Source organism: Amycolatopsis stemonae, assembly GCF_054781455.1.
In genome coordinates this window covers 178641-202361 of sequence record NZ_BAAGUJ010000011.1, presented here as the reverse complement: position 1 = coordinate 202361, position 23721 = coordinate 178641, and the positions used below count along the sequence as shown (strand labels likewise).

The window sequence follows — 23721 nt, the reverse complement described above, 5'->3', positions numbered from 1 at the left end:
TGGATCCCGACGAGGCGTGACGATCCGCCGCACCGGCGCCGACGGCTCGGCGTCACTTCTTGAGCTTGGCGTACACGATCACGTTGTCGAGGTAGTTCCGGTTAGCTGCGTCGTACTTACCGCCGCACGTGATCAGCCGCAGCTCGGGCTGGGTCGTGTTGCCGTACACGGCTTCGGTGGGGAACTCCTTCTTCGCGATCTGGTCGACCTTCGTCACCTCGAAGGTCAGCGTGTGGCCGTCGGCGCGGTCGACGTGCACCGGGTCGCCCGGCTTCAGGTCGCGCAGCCGCCAGAAGATGCCCTTCTGGTGGTTGCCGTCGATGTGGCCGAGGATCACCGCCGGGCCGACCTCGCCGGGCGTCGGGCTGTACTCGTACCAGCCGGCCTGCAGCGGCTGGTCGACCGGCGGCACCTCGATCGTGCGATCGGGGTTGAGGCCGAGCGAGACCAGCGTCGACTTCGCGTCGATCGCGGGGACGTCGAGCGCGGTCGGCAGGGACCGCGACAGGCCCGCGGCGGCGGGCACCGGCGGCGGGGCGGCCGGGGTCGTCGTCGCGCCGCAGCCGGCGAGCAGCAGCGCGGAGACGACGATGAGGAGTGCGCGGCGCAGCATCGGGCTCAACGCTCGCCGGCGAGGCTGCCGTCGCCGGTCTGCGGGGCACCGGCGGGGACGACGACGACCTGGCCGGGGCCCTGCGGCTTCGGCGGCGCCTGGGGCGACGGGAGCGACGGGGGCGCCTGCTCCTTCGACGGGCCGCAGGTGACCGAGGCGAGCTTGACGTCGCCGCGGCCGAGCGCGCCGGTGGCGGCGCCGCCGAGCAGTTTGATGTGCAGCGCCGTCACTTCGAGGCTGCCGTCGTAGCGCTGGGTCTGCTCGTTGACGATCACCTCGGCCACGCCGGGGATGCCCAGCTTCTGGTTGGGCGAAGTGGCGACGGGGAGCGTGCCGAGCCGGCCGAGGTTGACGCCCGCGATGTCGCTGCTGCCGGTGACGTGCCCGTCCGACGACGCGCAGCGGGCGCTGATCAGGCGGATCGACGGCACCCGGCCGGCGGCCGCCGCGAGCAGCGGCAGCGTCACTTCGGCGACGCTCGCCTTGGCGGCCACGGAACCCGCGCCGGGCGTCACCGAGCTGGTGATCGCCTTCGCGGTGACGAGCCCCTTGAGCGGGACGTCGGCGACGCTCGCCGTGGCCGGCCCGGCGCTCGTGGTCTTCGCGAGCTGCCCGGTGTCGACGGTGATCCCCTTGCTGTCGGTCAGCACCCCGGGCAGCAGCGAGACGCTGGCCGAAGCTCCGTAGGCGGATCCGGTGACGGCGTCGTCGGCGGTGGCGACGGCGGACGAGCCGGCGAGAACGGCGACGGTCACCCCGGCCAGGCTCCCGGCTCGGAGCAGGGTCGTGCGCATTTGGAAAGTCCTTTCACCGCAAGGGAAAACAGGGAGACGCCGCATCGGGGCACAGCCCGGCGGCGGGGGAAGGCCTGGCCACGCTATCAAAATCGCTACGCGGGGCAAGGATTCGTTGCGGTGGCGGTGTTTGCGCCGGTTTGCCATAAGTGATCTCCAGCTTCGAGGACAACTCGAAGCGGTCACTCAAGCACCGGGATTTTCCGGATTTGTCGACGCGCGGTAACGCGCATTGCGACATTCGAGGCGATTTGACGCCCGAGCAGACACGGATGAGTGATTACCTGGATGGGCGGCGGCGAACACGCAGCGTCATGTGACCACCACGCCTTTTCCGGCCGGCCGGCGCCGGACGAGCCGGTCGAGCTTCCGCCAGGCCGGGGATTCGGCGTTGACGGCCCCTTGGATCAGGCCGGGGATTTCGGAGCCGGTGTCCTGGCCGGGCAGGTCGTCCCCGTAGCGGGCCAGGGTCGCGGCCACGATGCGCTCCGCGAGGTCTTCGAGGGCGGGGTCCGCCGGCTCCAGGTCGTGCGCGCGGTCGTACTCCAGGTACGTCCGCCGCGTCTCGGGCCGGGTGAGCGCGTCGGCCTGGTCGCGGAACAGGGCGAGCGCCGTGTCCGGGTGGGCGGCGCGTCCGGTGAAGCCGAGGCCGGGAAGGGCGTCGAGGTGCGCGGCGACCTCCGGGGGCAGGCCGTGCGGGGGACCGGACTCCAGGCGGCGCAGGCGGTCCCGCGTCTCGCGCAGCCGCCGGGTCCGGGCCGTCAGGTCGGCGTCGACCTGGTGGAGCGCCTGCCGGACCTGCTCGGGCGGCGCGTCGGCGAGGGTGCGGATCTTGATCAGCTCGACGGCGTGCCAGGCGGTGTAGCGCCGGTATACCGAGGCGTCCCGCTCGGGCTCGGGCAGCAGGCCCTTGCCGTGGTAGACGCGGACGGTCTTGGTCGATACGCGAGCGACTCGACGAAGGCAGCACGCACGCGGGCGAGCTGCTGACCCGGCGCGCGGTCGCGGCGCGGAACCTGCGGGAGCTGCAGCGGCTATCCGACGCGGGCTACGACGCGGCGGGCGACGAGCTGGCGCGGTTCCTGTCCGGCCCCTGGCCCGTCCCGGCGGTCAGGTCCGGTACGGGCCGTGGTCGCCGAGGTCCGGGCTCACGTGCGGCGGCCGTCCGTCCTGGCCGGGCACCGGCGTGACCGTCGCCTGCTCGAGCTCGGACGCCACGACCGGGTCGTCGCCCTCCTGGAAGTGTGCTTCGACGATGTGGTCCTGCCGCCGCCGGGCCATCGCCAGCAGCGTCAGCCCGTGCACCGCCGCCAGCATCAGCAGGAAGACGCCCAGCCGGCCGACGAGGGCGGCCGTCGAGCCCGACCAGCCGGGGCCCACCACCGACAGCAGCGCGAGCAGGCCGAACGCGACCAGGTGGAAGACGGTCACCAGCATCCATGCCAGCGAGCCGGCGCCCGCGACGTTGAGGTACCGGCAGCCGCCGCGGTAGAGGACCTGGCCGTCCGCCAGCACGAAGACCAGGCCGATGAGCAGGAACGCCGTGAGTTCGTTGTCGGGCATCGCGCCTCCTCTTTCCGGTGGGGTACCCGGGGAACGCGGCGCGGCCGGGCACTTCACCGGATCGTGCGACCCGCTTCCTGGAGGAACTCCAGGTTTACGATCAAGATCATGCGATTCGCCATCAAGACTTCGCCGCAGAACACGGTCTGGGCGGACATGCTCGCCGTGTGGCAGGCGGCCGACGAGATCGAGCTGTTCGAGTCCGGCTGGACGTTCGACCACTTCTACCCCATCTTCTCCGACTCGAGCGGTCCGTGCCTGGAAGGCTGGGTCACGCTGACCGCGCTGGCGCAGGCCACCCGGCGGCTCCGGGTGGGCACGCTCGTCAGCGGGATCCACTACCGCCACCCCGCGCTGCTCGCGAACATGGCCGCGACGCTCGACATCGTGTCCGGTGGCCGGCTGGAGATCGGCATCGGCGCGGGCTGGAACGAAGAGGAGTCCGGCGCCTACGGCATGCGCCTCGGCCCGGTGAAGGAGCGCAGCGACCGGTTCGAGGAGGCCTGCGAAGTGCTCGTCGGCTTGCTGACCCAGGAGACGACGACGTTCCAGGGCGAGTACTACCAGCTGGCCGACGCCCGGTGCGAGCCGAAGGCCGTGCAGCGCCCGCACCCGCCGATCTGCATCGGCGGCAGCGGCGAGAAGCGCACCCTGCGCACGACCGCGAAGTACGCCCAGCACTGGAACTTCGTCGGCGGCACGCCGGAGGAGTTCGCCCACAAGCGCGACGTCCTCCACCGCCACTGCGCGGACATCGGCCGCGACCCGGCCGAGATCACGCTGTCCTCGCACGTCCGCCTGGGCCCGGACGCCGACTACGCGAAGGTCGCGGCGGAAGCGGAGGCGCTCGGCGAGGCGGGCCTCGACCTGGCCATCGTGTACCTGCCGCCACCGCACACCCCGGCGGTGCTCGAGCCGCTGGCGAAGGCCCTCGAACCGCTCCGCTGAGACTCACGACAACCTGAGCCGCGTCCTGGCATGCCGCGGGGCAGGTCGTCGTGCACGGCGGTGCCCTGCTCGGTCACGAAACCGATTCTCACCCGGGCGTGCGGCCCTGGTCACCCGGCCGAGTTGCCGCGAATTGCGGGACCCCGGACCCGATGGGAGCGTCGGTTCACCGAACTGTTTTCCCACCACGGAGACCGGAGCCGAGCATGACCACCACCGAAATGCCCGCCGTCCACGAATGCACCGTCAGCGGCTGTTCCTACAACCACGACGGCTGCCACGCGTTCGCCATCACCGTCGGTGGCGACAACGGGTCCGCCGACTGCGGCACCTTCGTCCCGCTGAACACCAAGGGCGGCCTGGACCGCGTCGTGGCCCAGGTGGGCGCATGCTCCCGCGCCGACTGCCGGCACAACTCCTCGCTGGAGTGCACCGCTTCGAGCGTCCGGGTCGGCCCGGGCGAGGGCGGCCACTCCGCGAACTGCCTCACCTTCACGAAGTAGCGCGCGGCGCGGTGTCGGCCGGCCGTCGCCGCAGCCCGGCGGCGGCCGCGACACCCGCCACGACCACGGCTCCGGTGGCGACGGGGCCCAGGAACTTCGACAGGCTCGGCGCGGTGCTCGGCCCGATGAGCCAAGCCGCCAGCGGGACGGCGTAGGCCGCCGCCAGCAGGCCGCTCCACCAGCGCGTGGCCCGCGACCCGGCGGTGCGGGCCAGCACGATCGCGACCGGGATCCCGGCGAGCAGGGCGAACTGACCGGCGACCATGACCGGGAACGCCCACGCGGCACCGAGAACGCCCTTCGACGGGCGACTGGTGACAGTCATCTTCTTCTCCTTCGAGCTCAGCAGGGGGCTTCAGCGGCGGTCTTGAGGTCGGCGAGCCACTGGTCGAGGCCCGGCGCGAGGTACTTGATCGCCGTGGCCGGGTCGGCTTCGACCTGGGCGCCCGTCCAGCTCTCTTCGGTGCGGACGACGACGCCGCCGCGGGCCGGCGTGAACGTCCAGACGTGCACGCCCCGGTCGATGCGCAGGCCGTCGCCGATGGCCGGGCCCGACCAGCGGATGCAGTGACCCGGCCGGACCTGCTGGACCGTGGACGTGATGACGAGCGTGGTGGCGGGGGAGGACGGCGTCGCCGGGGCGGGCGTCGTCCAGCGGAACCGCGCACCCGGGTGCAGGGGGCCGGGATCCAGCCGCTTCGCGCTGGTGACCGCGGACTGCCAGGCCGGCCACCCTTCGATGCCGGTCTGCACCTTCCAGACGGTGTCCGGCGACGCCTTGACGAACGTTTCCGTCCGGTAGTGCAGCCGGGCGGCGGGGTCGATGCCCTGACCCCGGCAGGTCAGCGGGCCCGTCGTGGCGGCGTCCGCCGGTGCGGCGGCGAAGAGGGCCGCGGCGGCCAGCGGGACGGCGAGCGCGGCGGACCGCAGCCGGGTGGTGTCGAACATGGGCTTCTCCTCGGGCTTGTTAGTTCATCTCGCGATAGTTAGAAGCTATAACTAACAGCGTCTTAGTGTCAATAAGAAAAGTGATAGCCTCTAACTCGCCGGAAGGAGACACCCATGACGGACGCGGGGCCGAGCTCGCGGGAGCGCTACCGGGCCCAGGTTCGGGCGGAGATCAAGCAGCACGCGTGGGCGCAGATCGCCGCGGCGGGCGTGCCGGCCCTGTCCCTCAACGCGATCGCCAAGCAGCTCGGCATGAGCGGCCCGGCTTTGTACCGCTACTTCGCGAGCCGCGACGAGCTGGTCACGGCGTTGATCCGCGACGCCTACCGCAGCCTCGCCGACACCGTCCGCGAGGCCCACGACGGCGGCGCGGACCTGGCCGGGCTCGCGCACGTCATCCGGGACTGGGCCCGCAGCGACCCCCAGCGCTACTTCCTGATCTACGGCACGCCCGTCCCGGGATACCACGCGCCCGACGACACGACCGCGATCTCGGCGGAGGTCATGGCCGTGCTCATCGAGGCCTGTGACGCGCTGCCGGGAAAGGCGACGCCGTTCGACGCGCACCTCGAGAACCACCGCGCGTGGGCCGGTGACCACCCGGCGCCGACCGCGGTGCTGCACCGCGCGCTGTCGTTCTGGACGCGCCTGCACGGCGTGCTCTCGCTCGAGCTGGCGGGCCAGTTCGCCGGGATGAGCTTCGACACCGATCTGCTGATCGACGAAGAGGTCGCCGCGATCTGAGGGGCGGTCAGCGGGCGAAGCAGCTCAGCGGCGGGAGCGTCGCCAATGCGGGGTCCGACAGCTCGACGAGCCACACGAGCAGGTGAGTCATGGCCCCGATGACGTCTTCGGGCCGCCCCCGCGTGGCCAGGCCGATGTGGATGTCGCGGCTCTCCACGTCCCGGCAGAGGGTTGCGAGGAGCGCGCGCAGGGCAGCGAGCGGGCCGGGCGGGAGCCGGTCCACTTCGACCCGCTGGGCCTGGTCGTCCTCGACGACGACGGTGAAGACCGCGCCGGCGTCGGCCGGGTGCCGGGCGCGGACCTCGGCCGCGCACCGGTCGACGAGCTCGCCGACGACCCCGGCGGGCAGATCCGTCGAGCCGACGCGGCCGAGCAGGTCGATCGCGTCGGCGACGTCGTCGTAACGGCCGTTCACCGCGGCTTCGACGAGCTCGGTGGCGAACTGCCGGACCGCGTCTCCGTTCTCCGTCATCGGGTCGAGGTACCCGGCAGGAGCGCGCCTAACCGGTCAGCCCGGTTCCGGCAGGGCGAAGAGGACGTGCTGGTGCGGATCGTCCGGTTCGCCACCGAGGCGCAGGCACTTGCGGCAGCTGACCGGATCGTGGGTCGGCGTGATCTCGCCGGCGGCGCCCAGCCCGGACCACCCCTGGTGACAGGCGGGGGCGGGCAGCGTCAGGTCGTCGAGCCAGGGCACCCACGTGACCCGGTGGGCGATGCCGGACCGGCCGATGTGCAGCCGCATCCCGGTGAAGAGGCGGTGCTGAGCGTCGGCGAACCGCGCGGGATCGACGCGCGTCACCGGGAACAACGGGATCGGTTCGCTCACCCGTCCAGTATGCGGGGAACGGACCGCTGTGCGCGGTGGCCGGCCGGTCGGGGGGCGTGCCGCCCGGCCACCGCGGCACCCATCGAGAGTGGGGTCCGGCGCGCGCATGACGGCCGGGCCCTGAGTTCACCGATTCGGGTGATGCGGGGAGGATGGTCGGATGACGGACAAGCGGGACCGCGTGCTGGTCCGGCCCGGGTTCCGCGAACGGGTCGAGGATCTGGTGCGCGAAGAGTGGCCGGAACCGGTCGTCGCGCTGCGGCTCGCGGACGACGACCTCGGCTTCGCCGTCCCCGGCCGCCGGCGCGACGGCACCGTGCGTGGCCGGCGGCTGGTGCGGCGGTTCCTCTGGAACGTCGTGCGCGGCGTCGGTGGTGCGGCGTTCTTCCTCTTCGCCCTGGTCAACGGCGGTGTGGTGAACCCGTTCCAGCGCGAAGTCCGCGTCACCGGCCCGGCCGGCGCGATGGCGCTCGGCCTGCTCGACGCGCTGCGCCCGGCGCGGGGGCCGTGGCTGGTGTGCTCGGCGTCGGGGGTCGCCGTGGTGGACAGAGGCCCGACCTACCTGGACCCGGCCGACGCGCCCGCGCCGAGGATCCTTTGGCAGGCAAGGGAACCGGACGCGCCGGAGGTCGCCTTCCGCAAGCGGACGCTGACCTGGCCCGACGGGTCGTGCTTCCGGTTTGCGCTGCACGGCCGCACCGAGGACCGGCACCTGCGGGAGTACCTCAGCCGCCTGTGACGGCAAGCCAGTCGAGGTTCACGCGGCCGGTGTCGCCCGGGCCGTACGACAGGGTGACCACCGGGTCGCGGCCACCGAGCGGGACGTCGGTGAAGGTCGTGGTGCCCCAGGCGTCCCAACTGTCGGAGACCTTCGGGAAGCTCACCTGGCGCACGGCGTGGCCGTCGACGGACAGCGTCATCGTGCGGGTGTCGCCGGTGGCGTTGGCGTACCGCACGGTGATCGCGGCCTGCGCCGTGCCGGACGTCGTGCGGTGCACCGTGAACGCCGACGCGGCGCCCTCGGTCCAGAGCCCGTCGAGGAACGCGCGGCCGGAGTAGCCGGTGTGGTTGTCGTTCGTCTTGACCCCGCCGGTGTTGAGCGCGTCCTCGGCTTCGAGGTGGGTGGGGGACGGGCAGCCGTCGACGGTGCCCGCCGTGTCGGCGCACCGGTCGCGCGAGTCGGGCACGTGGTCGCCGTCACGGTCGCCGTCGGCCGCGCCGGTGAGCGTGATCGCGATGGTGTGGTCGCCGGTCAGCGTGTCCGGGACGGCGTTGCCGGGCGCGGGCCGGCCGTCGACGGTGAACGAGCCGATCCGGGTGCCCGCGCCGTGCAGGGCGATCGTGAGGTTCGCGGCGCGGTAGCGGAGGTTCCGCAGGGTGACGTCACCCCAGCCCGCCGGGAGGTCGGGGGCGAAGGCGAGGCCGTGGTCGGTGAAGGTCAGCCCGAACAGGCCGCTGTGGACCATGTCGAGGAACGCCGTCGCCGACCACGTCTGGTCGGGCTGCGAGCCCCAGTGGAACTTCACGGTGTCGCCGAGCCGCTGCCAGCCGCCGTCGACGACGCCGGTGCCGCCGTTGTGGATCTCCCAGAACCCGCTGTTGTTGCCGGCCAGCTTGGCCAGGCGGGCCGTTTCGGCGGCGAAGCCGGCCTGGTCGCCTTGCTGCGCCAGGGCTTTCGCCCACAGCCCCTGCACCAGCGGCCAGACGATCGCGTTGTGGCGGCCGGGTTGCGCGTCCGAGTAGCGGTCCCAGTTCGGGTAGGTGTCGGGCATGCCCCACGTCAGCTCGCGGGCGTGGGCGAGGATCGACCGGGCCTGGGCCGGGTTCGCGATGCCGAAGACCACGGCGAAGGCCAGCCCGGCGCCTTCCTGGTAGGCGCCGGTGGTGCCGTCGGCCAGCAGCTGGTAGTCGTACAGGCCGGTCTTCGGGTTCCAGAAGCGCTTGGTGATCGCCGCTTTCAGCGCGTTCGCCTTGGCGCGGTAGCCGGCGATCTCCGCGGCGGGGCGCCCGAGCTTCTCGGCCATGTCGGCGGCGCTGACATAGGCGGCGTAGTAGACCTCGTTGGTGCTCAGGTACATCCCGCTCGCGACGCCCGGCCACGGCATGCTGCCGGTGCTGACCGACTCGGTGGCGTCGGCGGGCGGCGCGGGGTAGCCGGCGATGCCGTCGTTGAAGAAGGAGGCGCCGGTGAACAGGCCGTACTTGGCGTTGAAGCCGGCGGTGGTGGCGTGTTCGCGGATGGCCAGGGTGTCGGCGGTCGTCCGGTAGGCGTTGCCGAGGAAGTCCCGGTCGCCGGTGACCAGGTAGTGGTGCCACGCGGCGGTCGCCCAGACGACCTGGTCCCACTGCTGGTCGTCCTGCTGGACGCGCAGCGCCCCGGCGGCGTCCTTGTCGACGACCGCCCAGAGCGTGTTCTCGGCCAGGGCGGGGGAGAGGAGGCTGGTGGCGTTCCAGCTGTTGATCGACGCGTCCCGCGTCCACGGCTGGTCGTACCCGCCGCCGGCGCGGACGACGCCGACGGACGGGTCGAGCAGCCCGCTCTTGTCGTACTTCGCGTCGTAGCCGATGGTGTTGGTGCGCAAGAGGTTCCGCAGCGCGGCGTCGTAGGCGGTGCCGAACAGCGCTTGGCTGCCGGGGTTCGCGAACTCCAGCGACGGCGTCGCAGCCGAGGCCGCGGGTGCCGCGGCGCCGAGCGTGCCGGCCGCGACGGTGAGGGAAACGAGGACCGAGCCGAACCGCTGCCGCATGGTGCGCACCCCTTCCCGGCGCCCGCCTCGAACGGCGACCAGTGCACCACAGGATGGGTGGCTTTCCCCGCCCGCGGGCGAATCCTGTCCATTTCTGTCCGTTGCCCGGCTTTGGCGGTCCGGGTGGCGGGTTGATCACCCAGTGCGACGTCTCTCGTGTGGTGCGGCGTGGGTCACCGTCGTCGAAATCGGGCTTCCCGTGCGGCGTTGACCTGCGGGTTCTCGGATCCAGTGGGTGCTTTGCCCGAATTGCGGGGCGCCGCCACTTGGCCCCGCCCGGCTGCGGGTTGCATACTGCGACCATGGCGCGAGGGAAAGCGGAGACCGCGCGGTGAGTCCCCGGGAGGGGCCGTCCCGCCCGAAGTTCGGCCGGATCGATCCGTACTGCCTGATGGCGGTGCTGCCGGTGCTGCTGGTGGCCGGGATCATCGGGTCGCTCGTCAACGTGATGCTGGGTGTGGTCTGCGCGGTGTTCGCGGGCTTGATCGTGCTGTTCGACTCGTGGGTCAACCGCCCCGCCCGCCGCCCCCCGGCACCCGAGCCGGCGGAGGAGCGCCCGGCCCGAGCCCCGCGCCCCCAGACGCGCCCAGCCCCGGCGGCGGCCCGCGCTCCGGTGCGCCGCACGGGCCCACCACCGCCCCGGCCCCAGCAGCCGCGCCCGGTACGCCAAGCCCCGCGAGGCGCGCCGTACCGCTGAGCCCGGCCGCGGGTTCTGCCGTGTGCGGTGAGGCTGAGCCCGTTGTGGGGTTGCCGGGTTGTGCTGTGTGGCTGAGCCCATCGAGGGTTGCCGGGTTGCGCAGCAGCGCCGAGTAATCGTGGGGTTGCTGCGGCGTGCCGTACCGCCGAGCCCGTCGCGGATTGCCGGGCTGCCCTGTGTGGCTGAGCCCGTCGGGGGTTGCTGTTGTGCAGCAGCCGAGCCATCGCGGGGCGCGAGGTAGCGCCGAGCCCGTCGCCGGTTGCCGTTCGCGATGTACGACTCGGCCCGGCGCGAGGTGGCGGTCAGTCCGAAGTGGACTTCACCGGCCCATCACGACGGGCCCATGTCCAGCGACAGCCAGTGCTCCGGCCGCATGAACACCGCGATGTGCTCGCCGATCTGCGTGCGCTCGAACTCCAGGTACTCCGCCACCTTCTCCGCCGGCAGGTAGCGGGCCGCCAGCTCGTGGGCCAGTTCCGGGGTGTCCGGCTCCGTTCGGGTCACCGGGCCCTCCACCGTCACGTACCTGACCGTCGGCTCGACCCGCTGCGCCATCAGGGTGAACCGGCCCGTCGCGTCGATCGCGCGCATCTTGCGGGAGCCCGGCAGGGTGCGCAGCCACAGCTCGCCGCCCGGGGTGTACTGGTACCACAGGGGAACCGTCAGCGGGGCGCGGTCGGGCCGCTCGACCACCGACAACGCCCCGACGTGCGGTTCCGCCAGGAATTTCTCGCGTTCCTCCGCCGAAAGTGCCATGCGCCCGACGCTACCCGCCACCACCGACAAAACGATCACGTGTCCAGGAGCGCGAAGACCTCCTCGACCGACCACAGCCGCGAGGAGAGGCCCTGCTCGAAGTGGTAACGCAGGTACGTCTCCAGCGCCGGGCGGTTGGCCGAAATCCCGTACGGCCACCACTCCGGGCCGAACTGTGCGGAGTTGCGCTCCACCAGGGCGTTCATCCACGGGACCATCGTCGGCACCTGGTAGAGCCGGCGGTCGCGCCGGTAGCGGTCCGCGGCCGACGTCGCCGCCTCCGAGAACAGCCGGTAGACCTCCGGGGCCCGGTCCAGGAGCTCTCGCCGGATGACGATCGCGTGCATCATCGGGAAGATCCCCGTCCGCCGGTGGTAGTCGCGCTCCACCCGTTCGTAGTCCGGGAACAGGCGCGTGACGTCCGGGGAACCGTCGAGCACGCACTGCGGGACGTTCGCCGAGAACAACGCGTCGATCTCGCCCGCGGCCAGCAGATCGCCGAGCGTCCGGTCCGTGGTGGTCACGGACACGTCGGCGGGGTGCGGGTGCGGGGTGAAGGCGAACGGGGGCGCCGGGTGCTCGAGCCCGCCGATCACCCACCGGTTCCGCGCCGGCTCGAAGCCGTGCTCGTCCGCCAGGATGCCCTTGGCCCACACGCCGGAGTCCTGGCCGTACGTGCCGAACTCGCCGATGGTCCGGTCCACGAGATCACCCGGTCCGGTGATCCCCGAACCCCGGTGGACGAACACGCACGAGTGCCGGAACACCCGGTTGGGGAAGATCGGCAGCGCGACGTACGGCAGGCCCGATTCCAGCAGCCGCAAGTAGAACGTCAGGCCGAGCTCGGCGACGTCGAACTCCTCGCCCCGGACCGCTCGCTCGAAGATCTCCGGCAGCGTGCCCGCGGTCTTCACGGCGACGTCGGCCGGCACCGTCCCGTCGAACAGCGCCCGCGTCGTGTCGTACTGGTAGCACCCGATCGTGAGAGTCATACCCCCGATCGTTCGCCCGGACGGCCCCCGGCGTCCAAGTCCGGCTCGGACCACCCGATACCGCGAAGGTATCGTGGCGCCGTGGATCTGCGTTCGCTGCGGTACTTCGTCGCGGTCGCCGACGAACGGCACGTCGGCCGCGCCGCGAGCCGCCTGCACATGACGCAGCCGCCGCTCAGCCGGGCGATCCGGCAGCTCGAGGACGAGCTCGGCGCGACCCTCTTCGAGCGCACGTCCAAGGGCGTCGCCCTGACCCCGGCCGGCACCGCCCTGTACGGCGAAGCGGACGCGTTGCTGAAGCAGGCCGACCGGATCCGCGGCCGGGTGACCGCCGCGGCGGGCGCGGCGACCCTGACCGTCGGCACCCTGGCCGACGCCGCCGAGCACGTCGGCGGCCGGCTGGTCCCGTTGTTCCGGGAACGCCACCCGCACGTGGACGTCCGCGTGCACGAAGCCGACCTCGGCGACCCGACGGCCGGCCTGCGCGCCGGGCTCGTCGATGTCGCCCTCACGCGAACTCCCTTCGACACCAAGGGAATCGGCACGCAGGTGCTGCGCTCGGTGCCGGTCGGCGTGGTGGTCCGGGACGACGACGCTCTCGCCGGTCGCGACTGCGCGTCATCGGCCGACCTGGCCGGCCGCCGGTGGGTGCGGCTGCCCGACGGCACCGATCCTCTGTGGACGGCCTACTGGACCGGCGGTCCGCCCGGCGCCGCGGCGCCGGTGCTGCGGACCGTCCAGGAGTGCCTGCAAGCGGTGGTGTGGAACGGAACCGCGGCGCTCGCCCCGGTCGACCAGCCGCTGCAGGCCGGCTGGGTCGTCGTCCCGCTGGCCGACCGGCCGCCGAGCGACCTCGTCGTGGCGTGGCCGAAGACCGGCCGCAGCCCGCTGGTCCGCGGCTTCGTCCAGGTGGCCTGGACCGGTTACCGCGAGTAGCGGCGGTTCCGGGATCCGTCGGCCGACCGATGTCTCCGCCCGCCGCGGCGCGCATCGTCGGAGCATGAAGGTGAACGAGATCGACACGACGGCTTTCGGCCGGCCGCTGCCGCTGGACGACCACGACGAGTGGAACTTCGCGGTGCGCCGCGAGACACCCACCCAACGGCTGGACCGCAACTACGCGGAGATACTGCAGGAAGTACGGGTGGCGCAGACCGGCGTGCAGCTGCTGCTCGCGTTCCTGCTGACCGTCGCCTTCACCCCGCGGTTCGCGACGCTTTCGGAGTTCGAACGGCGCGTCTACGTCGGCGCGCTCGTGCTGGGCGCGGCGTCGACCGCGCTGCTGATCGCGCCGGCGGCCTTCCACCGGCTGGTCTTCCGGCGCCGGCTCAAGCGGGAGCTGGTGCTCGCGTCCAGCTGGTTCGCGCTCTTCGGGCTGGCACTGCTGATGCTTTCGATCAGCGCCGCGCTGCTGCTGATCCTCAGCGTCACGCTGGGCGCGGCGGTCGCGACGTGGATCACCGCCGGGACGACGGGGTGGTTCGTGCTGTGCTGGTACGTCGTGCCGTTGTGGAGCCGGCTGCGGGGTTCGCGGCGCCCTTAGCCCGACGCCGAGTTGTTGGCCGCCTCGCGGGCGATGTCGATGCGCGAGTGCACGCCCAGCTTGGTCAGGATGTGCGAGACGTGCGTGCCGACGGTGCGCGGCGACAGGTACAGCCGGGCCGCGATCTGGGGGTTCGACAGGCCCGCGACCACGAGCCCGGCGATCTTGCCCTCGGTCGGGGTCAGGCTGTCCCAGCCGTGCGTGGCCTGGCGGTGCTTCACCGTCGGGCCGCGCCGGATCCCGAACGCGCGGAAGCGGGCGCGCAGCCGGGCGACGTCCCACTGCGCGTCCAGGGCCGTGTAGCAGTCGAGGGCCCGGGTGAACGCCGCCCGCGCCGAACCGCGGTCGTCCGCTTCGGCGAAGGCGACCGCGGCGGCTTCCAAAGCCTTGGCCCGGGGGAGCGGACGGCCCGCGTCGCGGTAGCCGTCGGCCGCGCGCAGCAGCGTCGCCCCGTCCCGCGAAACGAGGCCGTCGCAGTAGAGGGCCAGCGCGTTCCGGTGCGGCACCGAGGATCCCGCGGTGATCGCCCGGACGCGGGACACGAGCCGGGCCGCCGTCGCCGTGTCACCGAGTTTCATCGCCAGGCGGACGGCGTCGCCGAGGAGGGCTTCGCCTTCGTCCTCCCCGGTCAGCCGCGCGGTCAGGGCGGCGAGGGCCCGCGCCGGGGCGCCGGCCTGCTCGGCGGCGAGGCTGCGGGCCTGCGCCAGCGGCTCCACGACGAGATCGCCGATCCGTTTCGTCACCGGCGCCGCGACGGCCAGGTGCTCCCGCGCCGCGGCGGCGTCGCCGCGGTGGAGGTGGATGATCGCGGCGACCCCGTGGTCGCAGCACACCACGCTGGGATCCTTGAGGTCGTCCGGGACGACGTCGACCTCGGCCAGCGCGTCGTCCCACCGGCCGGCGCCCAGCAGCAGCTGGCCCAGCGCGCTCTGGGTCTGGATCAGGCGCACCACGCTGCCGGTGCGGTCGGCCAGCTCGCGCGCCCGCTCGGCGGCGGCCAGCGCCTCCGGGTAGCGGTCGAGCGCGCCGAGGGTGACCGCCTGGTTGATCCGCAGCAGCAGGCTGAGGTCGATGAGGGTGGGATCGCCGTGCGCCACGGAGATCGCGCGCTCGAACACCCGCAGCGCCTCGGCCCATTCCCCCCGCATCATCGCGACCAGGCTCAGCACGTGCAGGGCCCACCCGACGGCCCAGCGGTCGTCGATCCGGGCCGCCTCGGCCAGCGCCTCGGTGCCGGCGCGGCCGGCGAGCTCGACCTGGCCGAGGTTGCGGTGCATCCGCGCGGCGAGCACCTGCAGGCGGGCCCGGTGCCGGGCCTCGACACCGGGCATGGTCATGGCCCGGGTGAGCGCTTTCAGGGATTCCGCGCAGTGCCCGGTCATCCGGTGGCACTGGGTCAGCGTCATGTGCAGGTCGACGAGCAGGTCGGGGTCCGTGACGCGCTTCAGCGCGCGGCCGGCCATCCGCTCGGCGTCGGCCACGTCGCCCACCCGGTAGAGGGCTTCGGCGAGCCGGCAGGACAGCACCCCGGTGGCGTCCGAACCGCGCACGGCGCGCCGCAGGATCGCGACGGCGACCGCGGGTGCCAGGCCGATCAGGGGCGGGGCGGCGTCGGCCAGCCAGCCCGGAACCCAGGCGGGGACGGGGTCGCGGCCGTCTTCGGGGGTCATGGCGGGGAGCAGCTGCCGCGCCACCCGCTCGACGGGCGCGCCGGCCTTGGCCAGTGCCTGCGCGGCGGAGCCGTGCCACGCGACGCGCACCGCGGCCGGCATGTCCTCGTACAACGCCGTGCGGATCAGCGGGTGGCGGAACGCGAGGCCGTCGCCGGCGTCGGCCAGCACCCCGGCAGCCCGCGCTTCGTCGAGAGCCGGCAGCACGCCGGCCAGCCCGGACCCCACGACGGTCGTCAGGTCGCCGACCGAGAAGACCACCCCGAGCAGGGCCGCGGCCCGCAGGACCTCGCGCACGGGCTCCGGCAGGAAGCCGAGCCGGTCCGCGATCGCCTCGGCGAGCGACACGGGCGTGGGGCCGCCGGTCAGTTCCGCGATGCCCGCCTCGTCGACGGCCAGCCGTGAGCTCCGGGCCAGCGCGTCGACCAGTTCCGTGAGGTACAACGGGTTCCCGGCCGCGCCGTCGGCCAGCTCCGCCAGCTGCCCGCCCGGCTTGCCACCGGCCAGCGCCGCCACCAGCTCGAGCACCGCGGGCGCGCCGAGCCGGCCCATCCGCAGCCGTTCGGTCCGGTCGACGGTCCGGCGCAGCGCGCGGAGGTCGTCGCGGCGCGGCACCGGGCGCATCACGCCCACGAGCAGCAAAGGAAGCTGACGGACCGCGCGCGCGAGCCGGCTCCACACCGTCACCGTCGTCTGGTCGGCCCACTGCAGCTCGTCGACGACGAGCACGGCCGGCCCGGCGAGGCAGAGCTCCTCGACGAGGGCGAGCACCTGCTCGGCGGCCGCGGCGGCGAGGTCGATGGCCGAGTCGGCGGCGGTTTCGCCGCGCAGCAGCCCGGCGATGGCGCCGCGGCGCGGGTCCGGCGCGGAGGTCGTGATGCGCAGGGCGTCCAGCAGCGGGAGCAGGGGCAGGGCCTGGCCGAGCTCGTCGCCGGCGCCCCAGTACACCTGGCACCCCGCGTCGGCCGCGATCGCGCAGCCGGCCCGGACCAGCGCGGACTTGCCGATGCCCGGTTCGCCGTCGACCAGCACCGCGCGCCCGCGGCCGCCGGCCACGTCACGGACCCAGTCGGCCAACCGGGACAGCTCGCCGTCCCGGCCGACCAGCAGCTCAGCACCGTCCGTGAGCGGTCGCACACAATGATAATAGAAGTAAAACTCTTGTTGAACAAGAGATGTACGGCGAACGACTGTTCAGTGGTCCGGTCACCGACGGTTCCCGTGGTGGAAACATCGATTTGGGGCGCTGTTCGGACAAATTTCACCCGAGCGATTCCGCCACCGGCAGTTCGACGCTCATTAACCTGATATTGGCCGCCGGTTGTCCCGGTTCTGTCATCGTCCCCAAGCCCGAAAAGTCAGTCACGTACGATTGACCACCCGGAGGAATGATGCGGGTTCGTCGAACGGCCGCCGTCGGTGCCGCGGTCGTTTTGAACATTTTCGCGATGGGTATCCTCAGCGTTTCCGAGGCGAGCGCCACCGGTGGTGTCAGCACCGCGCCGGCGACGGTCAGCCCCGCTGAGATGGGCTACAACAGCGTGACCCTCAGTGAGATGGGGTACAACGCGGTGTCCATGGACGAAATGGGCTACAACTGAGTCGTTTCGACGAAACGGCCGCAGCGGGAACGATTCCCGGCTGCGGCCGTTTCGCGTGGTGAATCATTCCCGGGCGTCGAGGACCACGCGGAACCGCGCCTCCCCGGACATCATTCGTTCATACGCCTTCGGCGCTTCCGACAGGGGCATGACCTCGTTCCGGCTGCGGATCCCGCGGTCGTGCGCCAGCCGGAGGCTGTCCTCGTTCTCGATCGACGAACCCGTCAGGGCGCCGACCACCGAGCGCGTGCCGAAGATCAATTCCGGCGTGCGGATCTCCAGCGGATCCGGGGCGGCGCCGACGACGAACAGCCGTCCGCGGTCGGCGAGACCGGACACGAGCGGTGACATCGACGTGCCGCTGGCCGCCGTCGCGACGATCGCCGCCGCGCCGCCGAGGCGCGCGAGCGCCGCGCCCGGGTCGCCCGCCGTGCTGTCGACGTACTCGTCCGCGCCGAGTTCCGCGGCCAGCCGGGCCTTTCCGGCGCCGCGGGCGATCGCCGCGACGCGGTAGCCGAGCGTCTTGGCGTACTGGATCCCGAGGTGGCCGAGGCCGCCGATGCCCTGGATCGCGACCAGCGAGCCGGGCCGGGCGCCGGCGGTCAGCAGCGCGCGGTACACCGTGAGCCCCGCGCACAGCAGCGGTGCCACGTCCAGGGACTGCGCGCCGTCCGGGATGCGGACCAGGCCGGTGGCGCGGGCGTACGCCACCTCGGCGTAGCCGCCGTCGGTCGTCGTCCCGGTCCACGGCTGGTCGGCGCAGTTGACGAAGTCGCCGCGGCGGCAGGCCTCGCACTGGCCGCAGTGGCCGTTGAGGTAGCCCACGCCCACGCGGTCACCGGCCGCCCAGGCCGTCACGCCGGGGCCCACCGCCTCGACCACGCCGACGATTTCGTGGCCGGGCACGACCGGCACCGACGGGTCGGCACGCAGCCCTTCGACCGCGAGGGTGTCGCTGTGGCAGACACCGCAGGCTTCGACGCGCAGCCGGACCTCGCCCGGCAGCGGGTCGCGGACTTCGCGCTCGACCAAGGCGAACTGCCGCGTCCCGGTCACTTCGAACGCACGGTAGGACATCACTGGGCTCCCAACGGGTTGACCTGGCGGTCGAGATCGCGCAGGACGTGGAGGAACGCTTCGGAGAAGGTCGGGAACGGCTGGACGACGTCCAGCAGCACGGCCAGCGGCACGCGGGCGCGGATCGCCAGCGTCGCCTGCTGGAGCCACTCGCCGGCTTCGGGGCCGACGGCGTAGGCGCCGGTGAGCCGCTCGCCGTCGGAGAAGACGGTCAGGAAACCGGGTCGCGTGTCGTAGGCGCGGGTGTAGGTCGACGTCCGCGGTATCCCGGAAAGCTGCACGGTGGCGGTGAAAGCGCCTTCGGCGGCACCGACGGCCGCGGCCTGCGGGTCGGTGAAGACCACGCGGGGGACCGCCTCGTAGTGCACCTTCGCGGGCCGGCCGAGGATGTTCGAAGCCACCACCCGGCCCTGGTACTCGCCGGCGTGCGTCAGGTTCCACTGCCCGGTGACGTCGCCGACCGCCCACAGGCCGTCGCCGGCCGCCATCCGGTCGTCGACCGGGATCCCGTGCGGGTTCGCCTCGACGCCGACGGTTTCGAGCCCGATGCCGTCGACGCGCGGCCGCCGCCCGGTCGCGACGAGCAGCCGGTCGGCACGCAGCCGCGTGCCGTCGGGGAAGCCGAGCACGTACTCGCCGTCTTCGAGTGCCGCCGCGCTCGCGTGCTGCCCGAGGTGCAGCGCGATGCCGTCGGCGCGCAACGCCTCTCCGACGGCCTCGCCGAGTGCCCGGGGCTCGCGCGGGAGCACCCGGTCGGCGCCGTCGACGAGGGCCACGTCCGCGCCGAGCCGCGTGAACGCCTGGGCCACCTCGACGCCGGTCGGCCCGGCCCCGAGGACCAGGAGCCGGCGCGGAACCTCGGTGGCGCCGGTGGCTTCGCGGTTCGTCCACAGGCCGGGCAGCTCGCGCAGGCCGGGCACGGGCGGGACGACGGGCGCGGAGCCGGTTGCGACGACGATGTGGCCGGCGGTGTACTCCGTCCCGCCGACGGCGACGGTGTGCGGGCCGGCGAGCCTGCCTTCGCCGCGCAGGACTTCGATGCCCGCGCCGTCGGCCCACGCCTGCTGGCCCTTGTCGTCGTACGACGAGACCATGAAGTCCCGCCAGGCGAGCGCCGCGGCGGCGGTCACCTGCCCGGTCACCGCTTCGGCGGCACCCGGGACGGTGCGGGCCGCGGCCACGGCTTCACCCGGCCGCAGCAGGGTCTTGGACGGGATGCACGCCCAGTAGGAGCATTCGCCGCCGAGCAGCTCCCGTTCCACGACGGCGACCCGGAGGCCGCCCGCGGCGATCGCGGCCGCGGTGTGTTCACCCGGTGCGCCGCCGCCGAGGACGACGGCGTCGAAATCGCGTCGAGCCATGACTTCCTTCTTCCGGTTCAGGCGTCCTGGTGCGCGGCCATGTACTGGGCGTACCAGGTGGGCCATTCCTCGTCGTACTGCCCGGTTTCCTTCTCGTGCTCGCCGTGCGCGGCCGCGGCCGCGCGCAGGCCCTGCTCCAGCTTCGCGGTGGACTCGTACGTCACGCCGGTGACGCGTCCGGGCAGCCGCACGGTGATCTCCTGCAGCAGCCAGGTGTTCCCGTCCGGGTCGCTGAACGACGCGAACGACGAGTAGGTGCCGCGGCCGGGGTGCACGCCCGGGGCGAACGCGCCGGTCTCGTCGCGGTGGAACACCTCGCTCACCTCGGCGCCGTGGGCGGCGAGCTCGGCGCGCGCCGCTTCGATGTCGTCGACGACGAGGTAGGTGCCGCGGACCGAGCCGGGGGCGGCGTCGGTGATGCCGGTGCCGAAGTGCACGGACGCCGGCGACCCCGGCGGGGTCAGCTGCACGATCCGCGAGCCGCCGAAGACGATGTCGGCGTCTTCGCGCCAGCCGAGTGCCTTGTAGAAGTGCTTGGTCCGGTCGACGTCGGTGACGGGCAGGACCACGACTTCGAGCTTCATGTCCATGGTGCCAACTCCTTCGTGGGTGGGTGGCGGGTTTGCCGCTCGCCCTCACCCTCGTCCTTCGCCGGGCGCGTTCGCACCAGTGAGACACCCTGGTCGTGCCCCGGGGCCCGGTAGTGTCCCGGGCATGGCGGGCAAGGGGTACCGGCTGCTCGGCCGGGAGGGCGAACGCGCGGTGCTCGACCGGCTGCTCGCCGACGCCCGGACGGGGGAGGGCCGGGTGCTCGTCCTGCGCGGCGAGGCCGGCATCGGCAAGACCGCGCTGCTGGACCACTTCGAGGCGCGGGCGTCCGGTTACCGGGTCGCGCGGGCGATCGGCGTCGAGTCGGAGCGCGAGCTGCCCTACTCCGGGCTGCAGCAGCTGTGCGCGCCGTTCCTCGACCGGCTCGGGCACCTCCCGCCGCCACAGCGCACCGCCGTCGGCACGGCGTTCGGCCTGACCGCGGGCGAGCCGCCGGACCGGTTCCTGGTCGGGCTCGCCGTGCTGACCCTGCTGGCCCAGGTGGCCGAGGAGGAACCGCTGGCGTGCGTCGTCGACGACGCGCAGTGGCTCGACCGCGTCTCCGCGCAGACCCTCGCGTTCGTCGGGCGGCGGCTGCTGGCCGAGCGGATCGCGCTGCTGATCGCGGTGCGCGAGCCCGCCGACGAGCTCGACCTGGCCGGGCTGCCGGACCTGCCCGTCCACGGGCTGGGCGACACCGCGGCCCGCGCGCTGCTCGACTCCGTGATCAAGGGCCCGGTCGACCCGCGCGTGCGGGACCGGATCGTCGCCGAAACCCACGGAAACCCGCTGGCCCTGGTCGAACTGCCGCGGTTCTGGACCGCCGCCGAGCTGGCCGACGGGTTCGCGCAACCCGGCGTCCTCCCGCTGGCCGGCCGGATCGAGCAGTGCTTCCGCCAGCAGGTGGACCCGCTGCCCGCCGACACCCGGCAGCTGCTGCTGACCGCGGCCGCGGAACCGCTCGGGGACGCCACGCTGCTCTGGCGCGCGGCCGGCGAGCTCGGTCTGGGCGCGGACCCGGCGGCCGCGGCCGAGGCGACGGGACTGATCGAGTTCGGCGCGCGGATTCGGTTCCGGCACCCGCTGGTGCGCTCGGCCGTCTACCGCTCCGCCACGGCCGCCGAGCGGCAGGAGGCGCACCGCGTGCTGGCCGACGTCACCGACGCGGCCCTCGACCCGGACCGCCGCGCGTGGCACCGCGCCCAGGCCACCGTGACCCCCGACGAAGACGTCGCGGCGGAGCTCGAACGTTCGGCGGGCCGGGCGCAGGCCCGCGGTGGGCTGGTCGCGGCCGCAGCGTTCCTCGAGCACGCCGCCACGCTCACACCCGACCCGGCGCGACGCGCTCGCCGTGAACTGGCGGCGGCGCGGGCGAAACGCGGCTCGGGCGCGCTCGAAGCGGCGCTCGGGCTGGTGGGTGTCGCGGAAAACGGGCCACCCGACCCCGTCCGCCGCGCGGAGGCGGAACGCCTGCGCGGTCAGGTCGCGTTCGACCAGCGCCGCGGCAGCGAGGCGACGCGGCTGCTGCTGCGGGCGGCCGGCCACCTCGCGCCGGTCGACGCCGAACTGGCCCGCGAGACCTACCTGGAAGCGCTGGGCGCGGCCGTCTGGGCCGGGACCGGGCTCGCCGAAGCGGCCGAAGCGGCGTGCGGCGCACCGCCGGGCCGGGTGCCCCCGAGCGCCGTCGACCTCGTGCTGGACGGGCTCGCGACCCGGCTCACCGACGGCTACGAGGCCGCCGCGCCGGTGCTGCTGCGGGCCGTCGAGGCCGTTTCCGCCCTCGACGTCACGACCGAGGACGCCGCCCGCGTGCTGTGGCTGCTGGGCAACCGGGCGGGCGGCACGCTCGCGACCGAGATCCTCGACTTCGCCGCCGGGCACGCGTTGGCGGCGCGTCAGGTGCAGCTCGCGCGCGAGACCGGCGCGCTCGTCCAGCTGCAGTTCGCGCTCAACTTCCTCGCCAACCACGAGCTGGTGTCCGGCGACCTCGCCGCGGCGGAGGCGATGGTCGAGGAGGACCGCCTGCTCGCCGACGTGACCGGCGGCCGGCCGGTCGGGTACAGCGCGGTCCTGCTCGCGGCGATGCGGGGCCGCGAGGCACCCGCGGCCGAGCTGATCGCCGCCACCGCGAAGGAAGCCGCCGCGCGGGGCCAGGAGCGGGTGGTGACGTTCGCCGACTACGCGAACTCGGTGCTGTACAACGGGCTCGGCCGCCACGACGCGGCCAGGGACGCCGCTCGCCGCGTGTTCGAGCGTGACGCCGTCGGCCACCAGGGCCTCGCCACGGCCGAGCTGGCCGAAGCGGCGTCACGGACCGGCGACGCGGATCTCGTCGAGGCCGCGCTGCAGCGGTTCGCGGGCCGGGTGCGGGTGACGCCGAACGCGTGGACGCGGGGTCTCGACGCGCGATTGCGCGCGCTGGCGGGGATCGAGCCCGGCCGGCACCACCGCGAGTCGATCGAAGCGCTGACCGGGACACCGCTGCGGGTCGACCTCGCGCGGGGGCACCTGCTGTACGGGGAATGGCTGCGCCGCGAAGGCCACCGCGTCGACGCGCGGGAGCACCTGCGCACCGCACACGACATGCTGGCCGCGATGGGCCTCGAAGCGTTCGCCGAGCGCGCCCGGCGAGAACTGCTCGCCACCGGCGAGACCGCGCGCAAGCGCACTCCGGAACCGAGCGGCGAACTGACCCCGCAGGAGCTCCAGATCGCCCGGCTCGCCCGGGACGGCTTCTCCAACCCCGAAATCGGCACGCGCCTGTTCCTCAGCCCCCGCACGGTGGAATGGCACCTGCGCAAGATCTTCGGGAAGCTCGGGATCAGCTCACGCCGTCAATTGCGCGACACGGCGCTGGCGCGCTGAACCGGCCCCGGTGCGCCGGCGCACCGGGGCCCCGGGTTCACTGGCAGGCTTCGCAGTCCGGGTCGTCGATGCGGCAGGCCGCGCCGTCGTCGAGCGGGAAGTCGAAGTCGTCGAGCACGGGCACCACCGGAGTGGTCGACGCTGCTTCCGGCGTGGTGGTGGCGGACATGGCCCTCCCTAGGGTTCGGAACGGTTCCTACCCTCTGTAGCGCCCAAGATCGCCCGGCATTCCGTGACGCGGAGCACACCCGGTGTGCTAGCTTCCCCGCATGCGCCTCGCCTGGGTCCGGACGCTCGCGATCTTCGCTTCCCTGCTCGTGTTTTCCCTGGTCGGCCCGCCCGCGAACGCGTCACCGGCGGGCGGGTGCGCGACCCCGTCGATCGACCGGCTGCAGCAGTGGCTCGCCAGTGGCGAGGGCACCACCGTCCCGGCCACCGGGAGCCTGCTCGTCCGCGAAGGACGGGGCTACGCGGCGAAGATCGACTTCCTGAACGCGGAGTGGCACGTCGCGGTCGTCTGGCTGGGCAACCGGTTCGAGGCGCAGGCGGACCTCGCGCGCTCAGCCGGCTTCCGGCTCACCTACCGCGCGACCGACGACCTGTACGTCCAGCTGCGCCCGGCGTCGCACTGGAGCGGCGGCGACAAGTGGCTCACCCGGGTGCCGTCGACGGGCGGGAAGCTCGTCACGAAGTTCTTCAGCTTCAAGCCGCGCGCCTGGACGTCGCTGCCGGAGCTGGGCACGCCGGCGTACTCCTTCGCCTCCGCACTGACCGAAGCCCGCGGCCTGGTCTTCGTCGGCAAGACCCCGAACCGGCTGGAATTCCGCGGCCTGCGCATCGACGGCTACCGGCCGCCCTGCCTCTGACGGGAACCACGCAGCAATC

At 73.2% G+C, this 23721-nt stretch carries 26 protein-coding genes; 10 read left to right on the top strand and 16 right to left on the bottom strand.

Features of this window, described 5'->3' with window-relative positions:
* Positions 1–52: 52 nt before the first annotated feature.
* From ACYVLJ_RS34250 to ACYVLJ_RS34235, 4 genes are all read right to left on the bottom strand, one after another.
* The gene (locus ACYVLJ_RS34250) at positions 53–613 is read right to left on the bottom strand and encodes a class F sortase (RefSeq protein ID WP_460441779.1); all 561 of its coding nucleotides are present in this window, start codon (positions 611–613) and stop codon (positions 53–55) included.
* A gap of 5 nt (positions 614–618) precedes the next feature.
* Positions 619–1407 (bottom strand): choice-of-anchor P family protein, encoded by a 789-nt coding sequence (locus ACYVLJ_RS34245; protein WP_460441778.1) that lies wholly within the window; start codon positions 1405–1407, stop codon positions 619–621.
* A 312-nt stretch (positions 1408–1719) separates the two neighbouring features.
* Positions 1720–1887 carry a hypothetical protein gene (locus tag ACYVLJ_RS34240; protein ID WP_460441777.1) on the bottom strand — a complete coding sequence of 56 codons (168 nt, stop codon included), beginning with the start codon at positions 1885–1887 and terminating at the stop codon, positions 1720–1722.
* A gap of 630 nt (positions 1888–2517) precedes the next feature.
* Complete coding sequence (locus tag ACYVLJ_RS34235; RefSeq protein WP_460441776.1) at positions 2518–2970, bottom strand: hypothetical protein; 453 nt, start codon at positions 2968–2970, stop codon at positions 2518–2520.
* Between the two features lie 108 nt (positions 2971–3078).
* Between ACYVLJ_RS34235 and ACYVLJ_RS34230 the strand changes: the two genes are divergently transcribed.
* Positions 3079–3918, top strand: a complete 840-nt coding sequence (locus ACYVLJ_RS34230; protein ID WP_451985186.1) for an LLM class F420-dependent oxidoreductase — start codon at positions 3079–3081, stop codon at positions 3916–3918.
* Between the two features lie 206 nt (positions 3919–4124).
* Positions 4125–4421, top strand: a complete 297-nt coding sequence (locus ACYVLJ_RS34225; protein WP_086673666.1) for a DUF1540 domain-containing protein — start codon at positions 4125–4127, stop codon at positions 4419–4421.
* On the opposite strand, the gene ACYVLJ_RS34220 is transcribed toward ACYVLJ_RS34225, so the two are convergent.
* A complete protein-coding gene (locus ACYVLJ_RS34220; protein ID WP_460441775.1) occupies positions 4411–4746 on the bottom strand; it encodes a hypothetical protein in 336 nt (111 codons plus the stop codon). The two genes, ACYVLJ_RS34225 and ACYVLJ_RS34220, sit on opposite strands and share 11 nt — an antisense overlap.
* 17 nt (positions 4747–4763) lie before the next feature.
* On the bottom strand, positions 4764–5369 hold the full coding sequence (locus tag ACYVLJ_RS34215; RefSeq protein ID WP_460441774.1) for an SRPBCC family protein: 606 nt from the start codon (positions 5367–5369) through the stop codon (positions 4764–4766).
* A 114-nt stretch (positions 5370–5483) separates the two neighbouring features.
* On the opposite strand from ACYVLJ_RS34215, the gene ACYVLJ_RS34210 reads away from it, so the two are divergent.
* Positions 5484–6113 carry a TetR/AcrR family transcriptional regulator gene (locus ACYVLJ_RS34210; RefSeq protein ID WP_451985192.1) on the top strand — a complete coding sequence of 210 codons (630 nt, stop codon included), beginning with the start codon at positions 5484–5486 and terminating at the stop codon, positions 6111–6113.
* Positions 6114–6120: 7 nt separating this feature from the next.
* Here ACYVLJ_RS34210 and ACYVLJ_RS34205 read toward each other — a convergent pair whose 3' ends face one another.
* Positions 6121–6585: a hypothetical protein gene (locus ACYVLJ_RS34205; RefSeq protein ID WP_460441773.1), complete on the bottom strand. Its 465-nt coding sequence runs from the start codon at positions 6583–6585 to the stop codon at positions 6121–6123.
* 36 nt (positions 6586–6621) lie between these two features.
* Positions 6622–6939 carry a hypothetical protein gene (locus ACYVLJ_RS34200; protein WP_451985196.1) on the bottom strand — a complete coding sequence of 106 codons (318 nt, stop codon included), beginning with the start codon at positions 6937–6939 and terminating at the stop codon, positions 6622–6624.
* 160 nt (positions 6940–7099) lie between these two features.
* On the opposite strand from ACYVLJ_RS34200, the gene ACYVLJ_RS34195 reads away from it, so the two are divergent.
* Positions 7100–7678: a hypothetical protein gene (locus ACYVLJ_RS34195; RefSeq protein ID WP_460441772.1), complete on the top strand. Its 579-nt coding sequence runs from the start codon at positions 7100–7102 to the stop codon at positions 7676–7678.
* On the opposite strand, the gene ACYVLJ_RS34190 is transcribed toward ACYVLJ_RS34195, so the two are convergent.
* Positions 7665–9686: an MGH1-like glycoside hydrolase domain-containing protein gene (locus ACYVLJ_RS34190; RefSeq protein ID WP_460441771.1), complete on the bottom strand. Its 2022-nt coding sequence runs from the start codon at positions 9684–9686 to the stop codon at positions 7665–7667. The genes ACYVLJ_RS34195 and ACYVLJ_RS34190 overlap by 14 nt on opposite strands.
* Before the next feature lie 331 nt (positions 9687–10017).
* On the opposite strand from ACYVLJ_RS34190, the gene ACYVLJ_RS34185 reads away from it, so the two are divergent.
* A complete protein-coding gene (locus tag ACYVLJ_RS34185; protein WP_460441770.1) occupies positions 10018–10383 on the top strand; it encodes a hypothetical protein in 366 nt (121 codons plus the stop codon).
* A gap of 330 nt (positions 10384–10713) precedes the next feature.
* Here the strand turns inward: ACYVLJ_RS34185 and ACYVLJ_RS34180 are convergent, their stop codons facing one another.
* Positions 10714–11139: a pyridoxamine 5'-phosphate oxidase family protein gene (locus ACYVLJ_RS34180; protein ID WP_460441769.1), complete on the bottom strand. Its 426-nt coding sequence runs from the start codon at positions 11137–11139 to the stop codon at positions 10714–10716.
* Positions 11140–11174: 35 nt separating this feature from the next.
* Positions 11175–12131, bottom strand: a complete 957-nt coding sequence (locus ACYVLJ_RS34175) for a substrate-binding domain-containing protein (protein ID WP_460441768.1) — start codon at positions 12129–12131, stop codon at positions 11175–11177.
* Between the two features lie 81 nt (positions 12132–12212).
* Between ACYVLJ_RS34175 and ACYVLJ_RS34170 the strand changes: the two genes are divergently transcribed.
* Both ACYVLJ_RS34170 and ACYVLJ_RS34165 read left to right on the top strand, forming a co-directional pair.
* Complete coding sequence (locus ACYVLJ_RS34170) at positions 12213–13067, top strand: LysR family transcriptional regulator (protein ID WP_460441767.1); 855 nt, start codon at positions 12213–12215, stop codon at positions 13065–13067.
* Between the two features lie 64 nt (positions 13068–13131).
* Complete coding sequence (locus tag ACYVLJ_RS34165) at positions 13132–13674, top strand: DUF6328 family protein (RefSeq protein ID WP_460441766.1); 543 nt, start codon at positions 13132–13134, stop codon at positions 13672–13674.
* Here the strand turns inward: ACYVLJ_RS34165 and ACYVLJ_RS34160 are convergent.
* The gene (locus ACYVLJ_RS34160) at positions 13671–16481 is read right to left on the bottom strand and encodes a helix-turn-helix transcriptional regulator (RefSeq protein ID WP_460441765.1); all 2811 of its coding nucleotides are present in this window, start codon (positions 16479–16481) and stop codon (positions 13671–13673) included. The two genes, ACYVLJ_RS34165 and ACYVLJ_RS34160, sit on opposite strands and share 4 nt — an antisense overlap.
* 311 nt (positions 16482–16792) lie before the next feature.
* On the opposite strand from ACYVLJ_RS34160, the gene ACYVLJ_RS34155 reads away from it, so the two are divergent.
* Positions 16793–16945: a hypothetical protein gene (locus ACYVLJ_RS34155; protein WP_460441764.1), complete on the top strand. Its 153-nt coding sequence runs from the start codon at positions 16793–16795 to the stop codon at positions 16943–16945.
* Between the two features lie 63 nt (positions 16946–17008).
* Here the strand turns inward: ACYVLJ_RS34155 and ACYVLJ_RS34150 are convergent, their stop codons facing one another.
* Genes ACYVLJ_RS34150 through ACYVLJ_RS34140 form a run of 3 tightly spaced genes read right to left on the bottom strand, consistent with a single transcriptional unit; the run spans position 17009 to position 19973 of the window.
* Complete coding sequence (locus ACYVLJ_RS34150; RefSeq protein WP_460441763.1) at positions 17009–18022, bottom strand: MDR/zinc-dependent alcohol dehydrogenase-like family protein; 1014 nt, start codon at positions 18020–18022, stop codon at positions 17009–17011.
* A complete protein-coding gene (locus ACYVLJ_RS34145; RefSeq protein WP_460441762.1) occupies positions 18022–19383 on the bottom strand; it encodes a dihydrolipoyl dehydrogenase family protein in 1362 nt (453 codons plus the stop codon). Before ACYVLJ_RS34145 ends, ACYVLJ_RS34150 begins: the two co-directional genes overlap by 1 nt.
* A 17-nt stretch (positions 19384–19400) precedes the next feature.
* The gene (locus ACYVLJ_RS34140; RefSeq protein WP_460441761.1) at positions 19401–19973 is read right to left on the bottom strand and encodes a VOC family protein; all 573 of its coding nucleotides are present in this window, start codon (positions 19971–19973) and stop codon (positions 19401–19403) included.
* 124 nt (positions 19974–20097) lie between these two features.
* Here ACYVLJ_RS34140 and ACYVLJ_RS34135 point away from each other — a divergent pair, with 124 nt between their 5' ends.
* A complete protein-coding gene (locus tag ACYVLJ_RS34135) occupies positions 20098–22836 on the top strand; it encodes a helix-turn-helix transcriptional regulator (protein ID WP_460441760.1) in 2739 nt (912 codons plus the stop codon).
* Positions 22837–22873: 37 nt separating this feature from the next.
* Here ACYVLJ_RS34135 and ACYVLJ_RS34130 read toward each other — a convergent pair whose 3' ends face one another.
* Positions 22874–23005, bottom strand: coding sequence for a hypothetical protein (locus tag ACYVLJ_RS34130; protein WP_451985224.1), 132 nt, complete (start codon positions 23003–23005; stop codon positions 22874–22876).
* A 100-nt stretch (positions 23006–23105) separates the two neighbouring features.
* Here ACYVLJ_RS34130 and ACYVLJ_RS34125 point away from each other — a divergent pair, with 100 nt between their 5' ends.
* Positions 23106–23702, top strand: coding sequence for a hypothetical protein (locus ACYVLJ_RS34125; protein ID WP_460441759.1), 597 nt, complete (start codon positions 23106–23108; stop codon positions 23700–23702).
* The last annotated feature ends 19 nt before the right edge of the window (positions 23703–23721 follow it).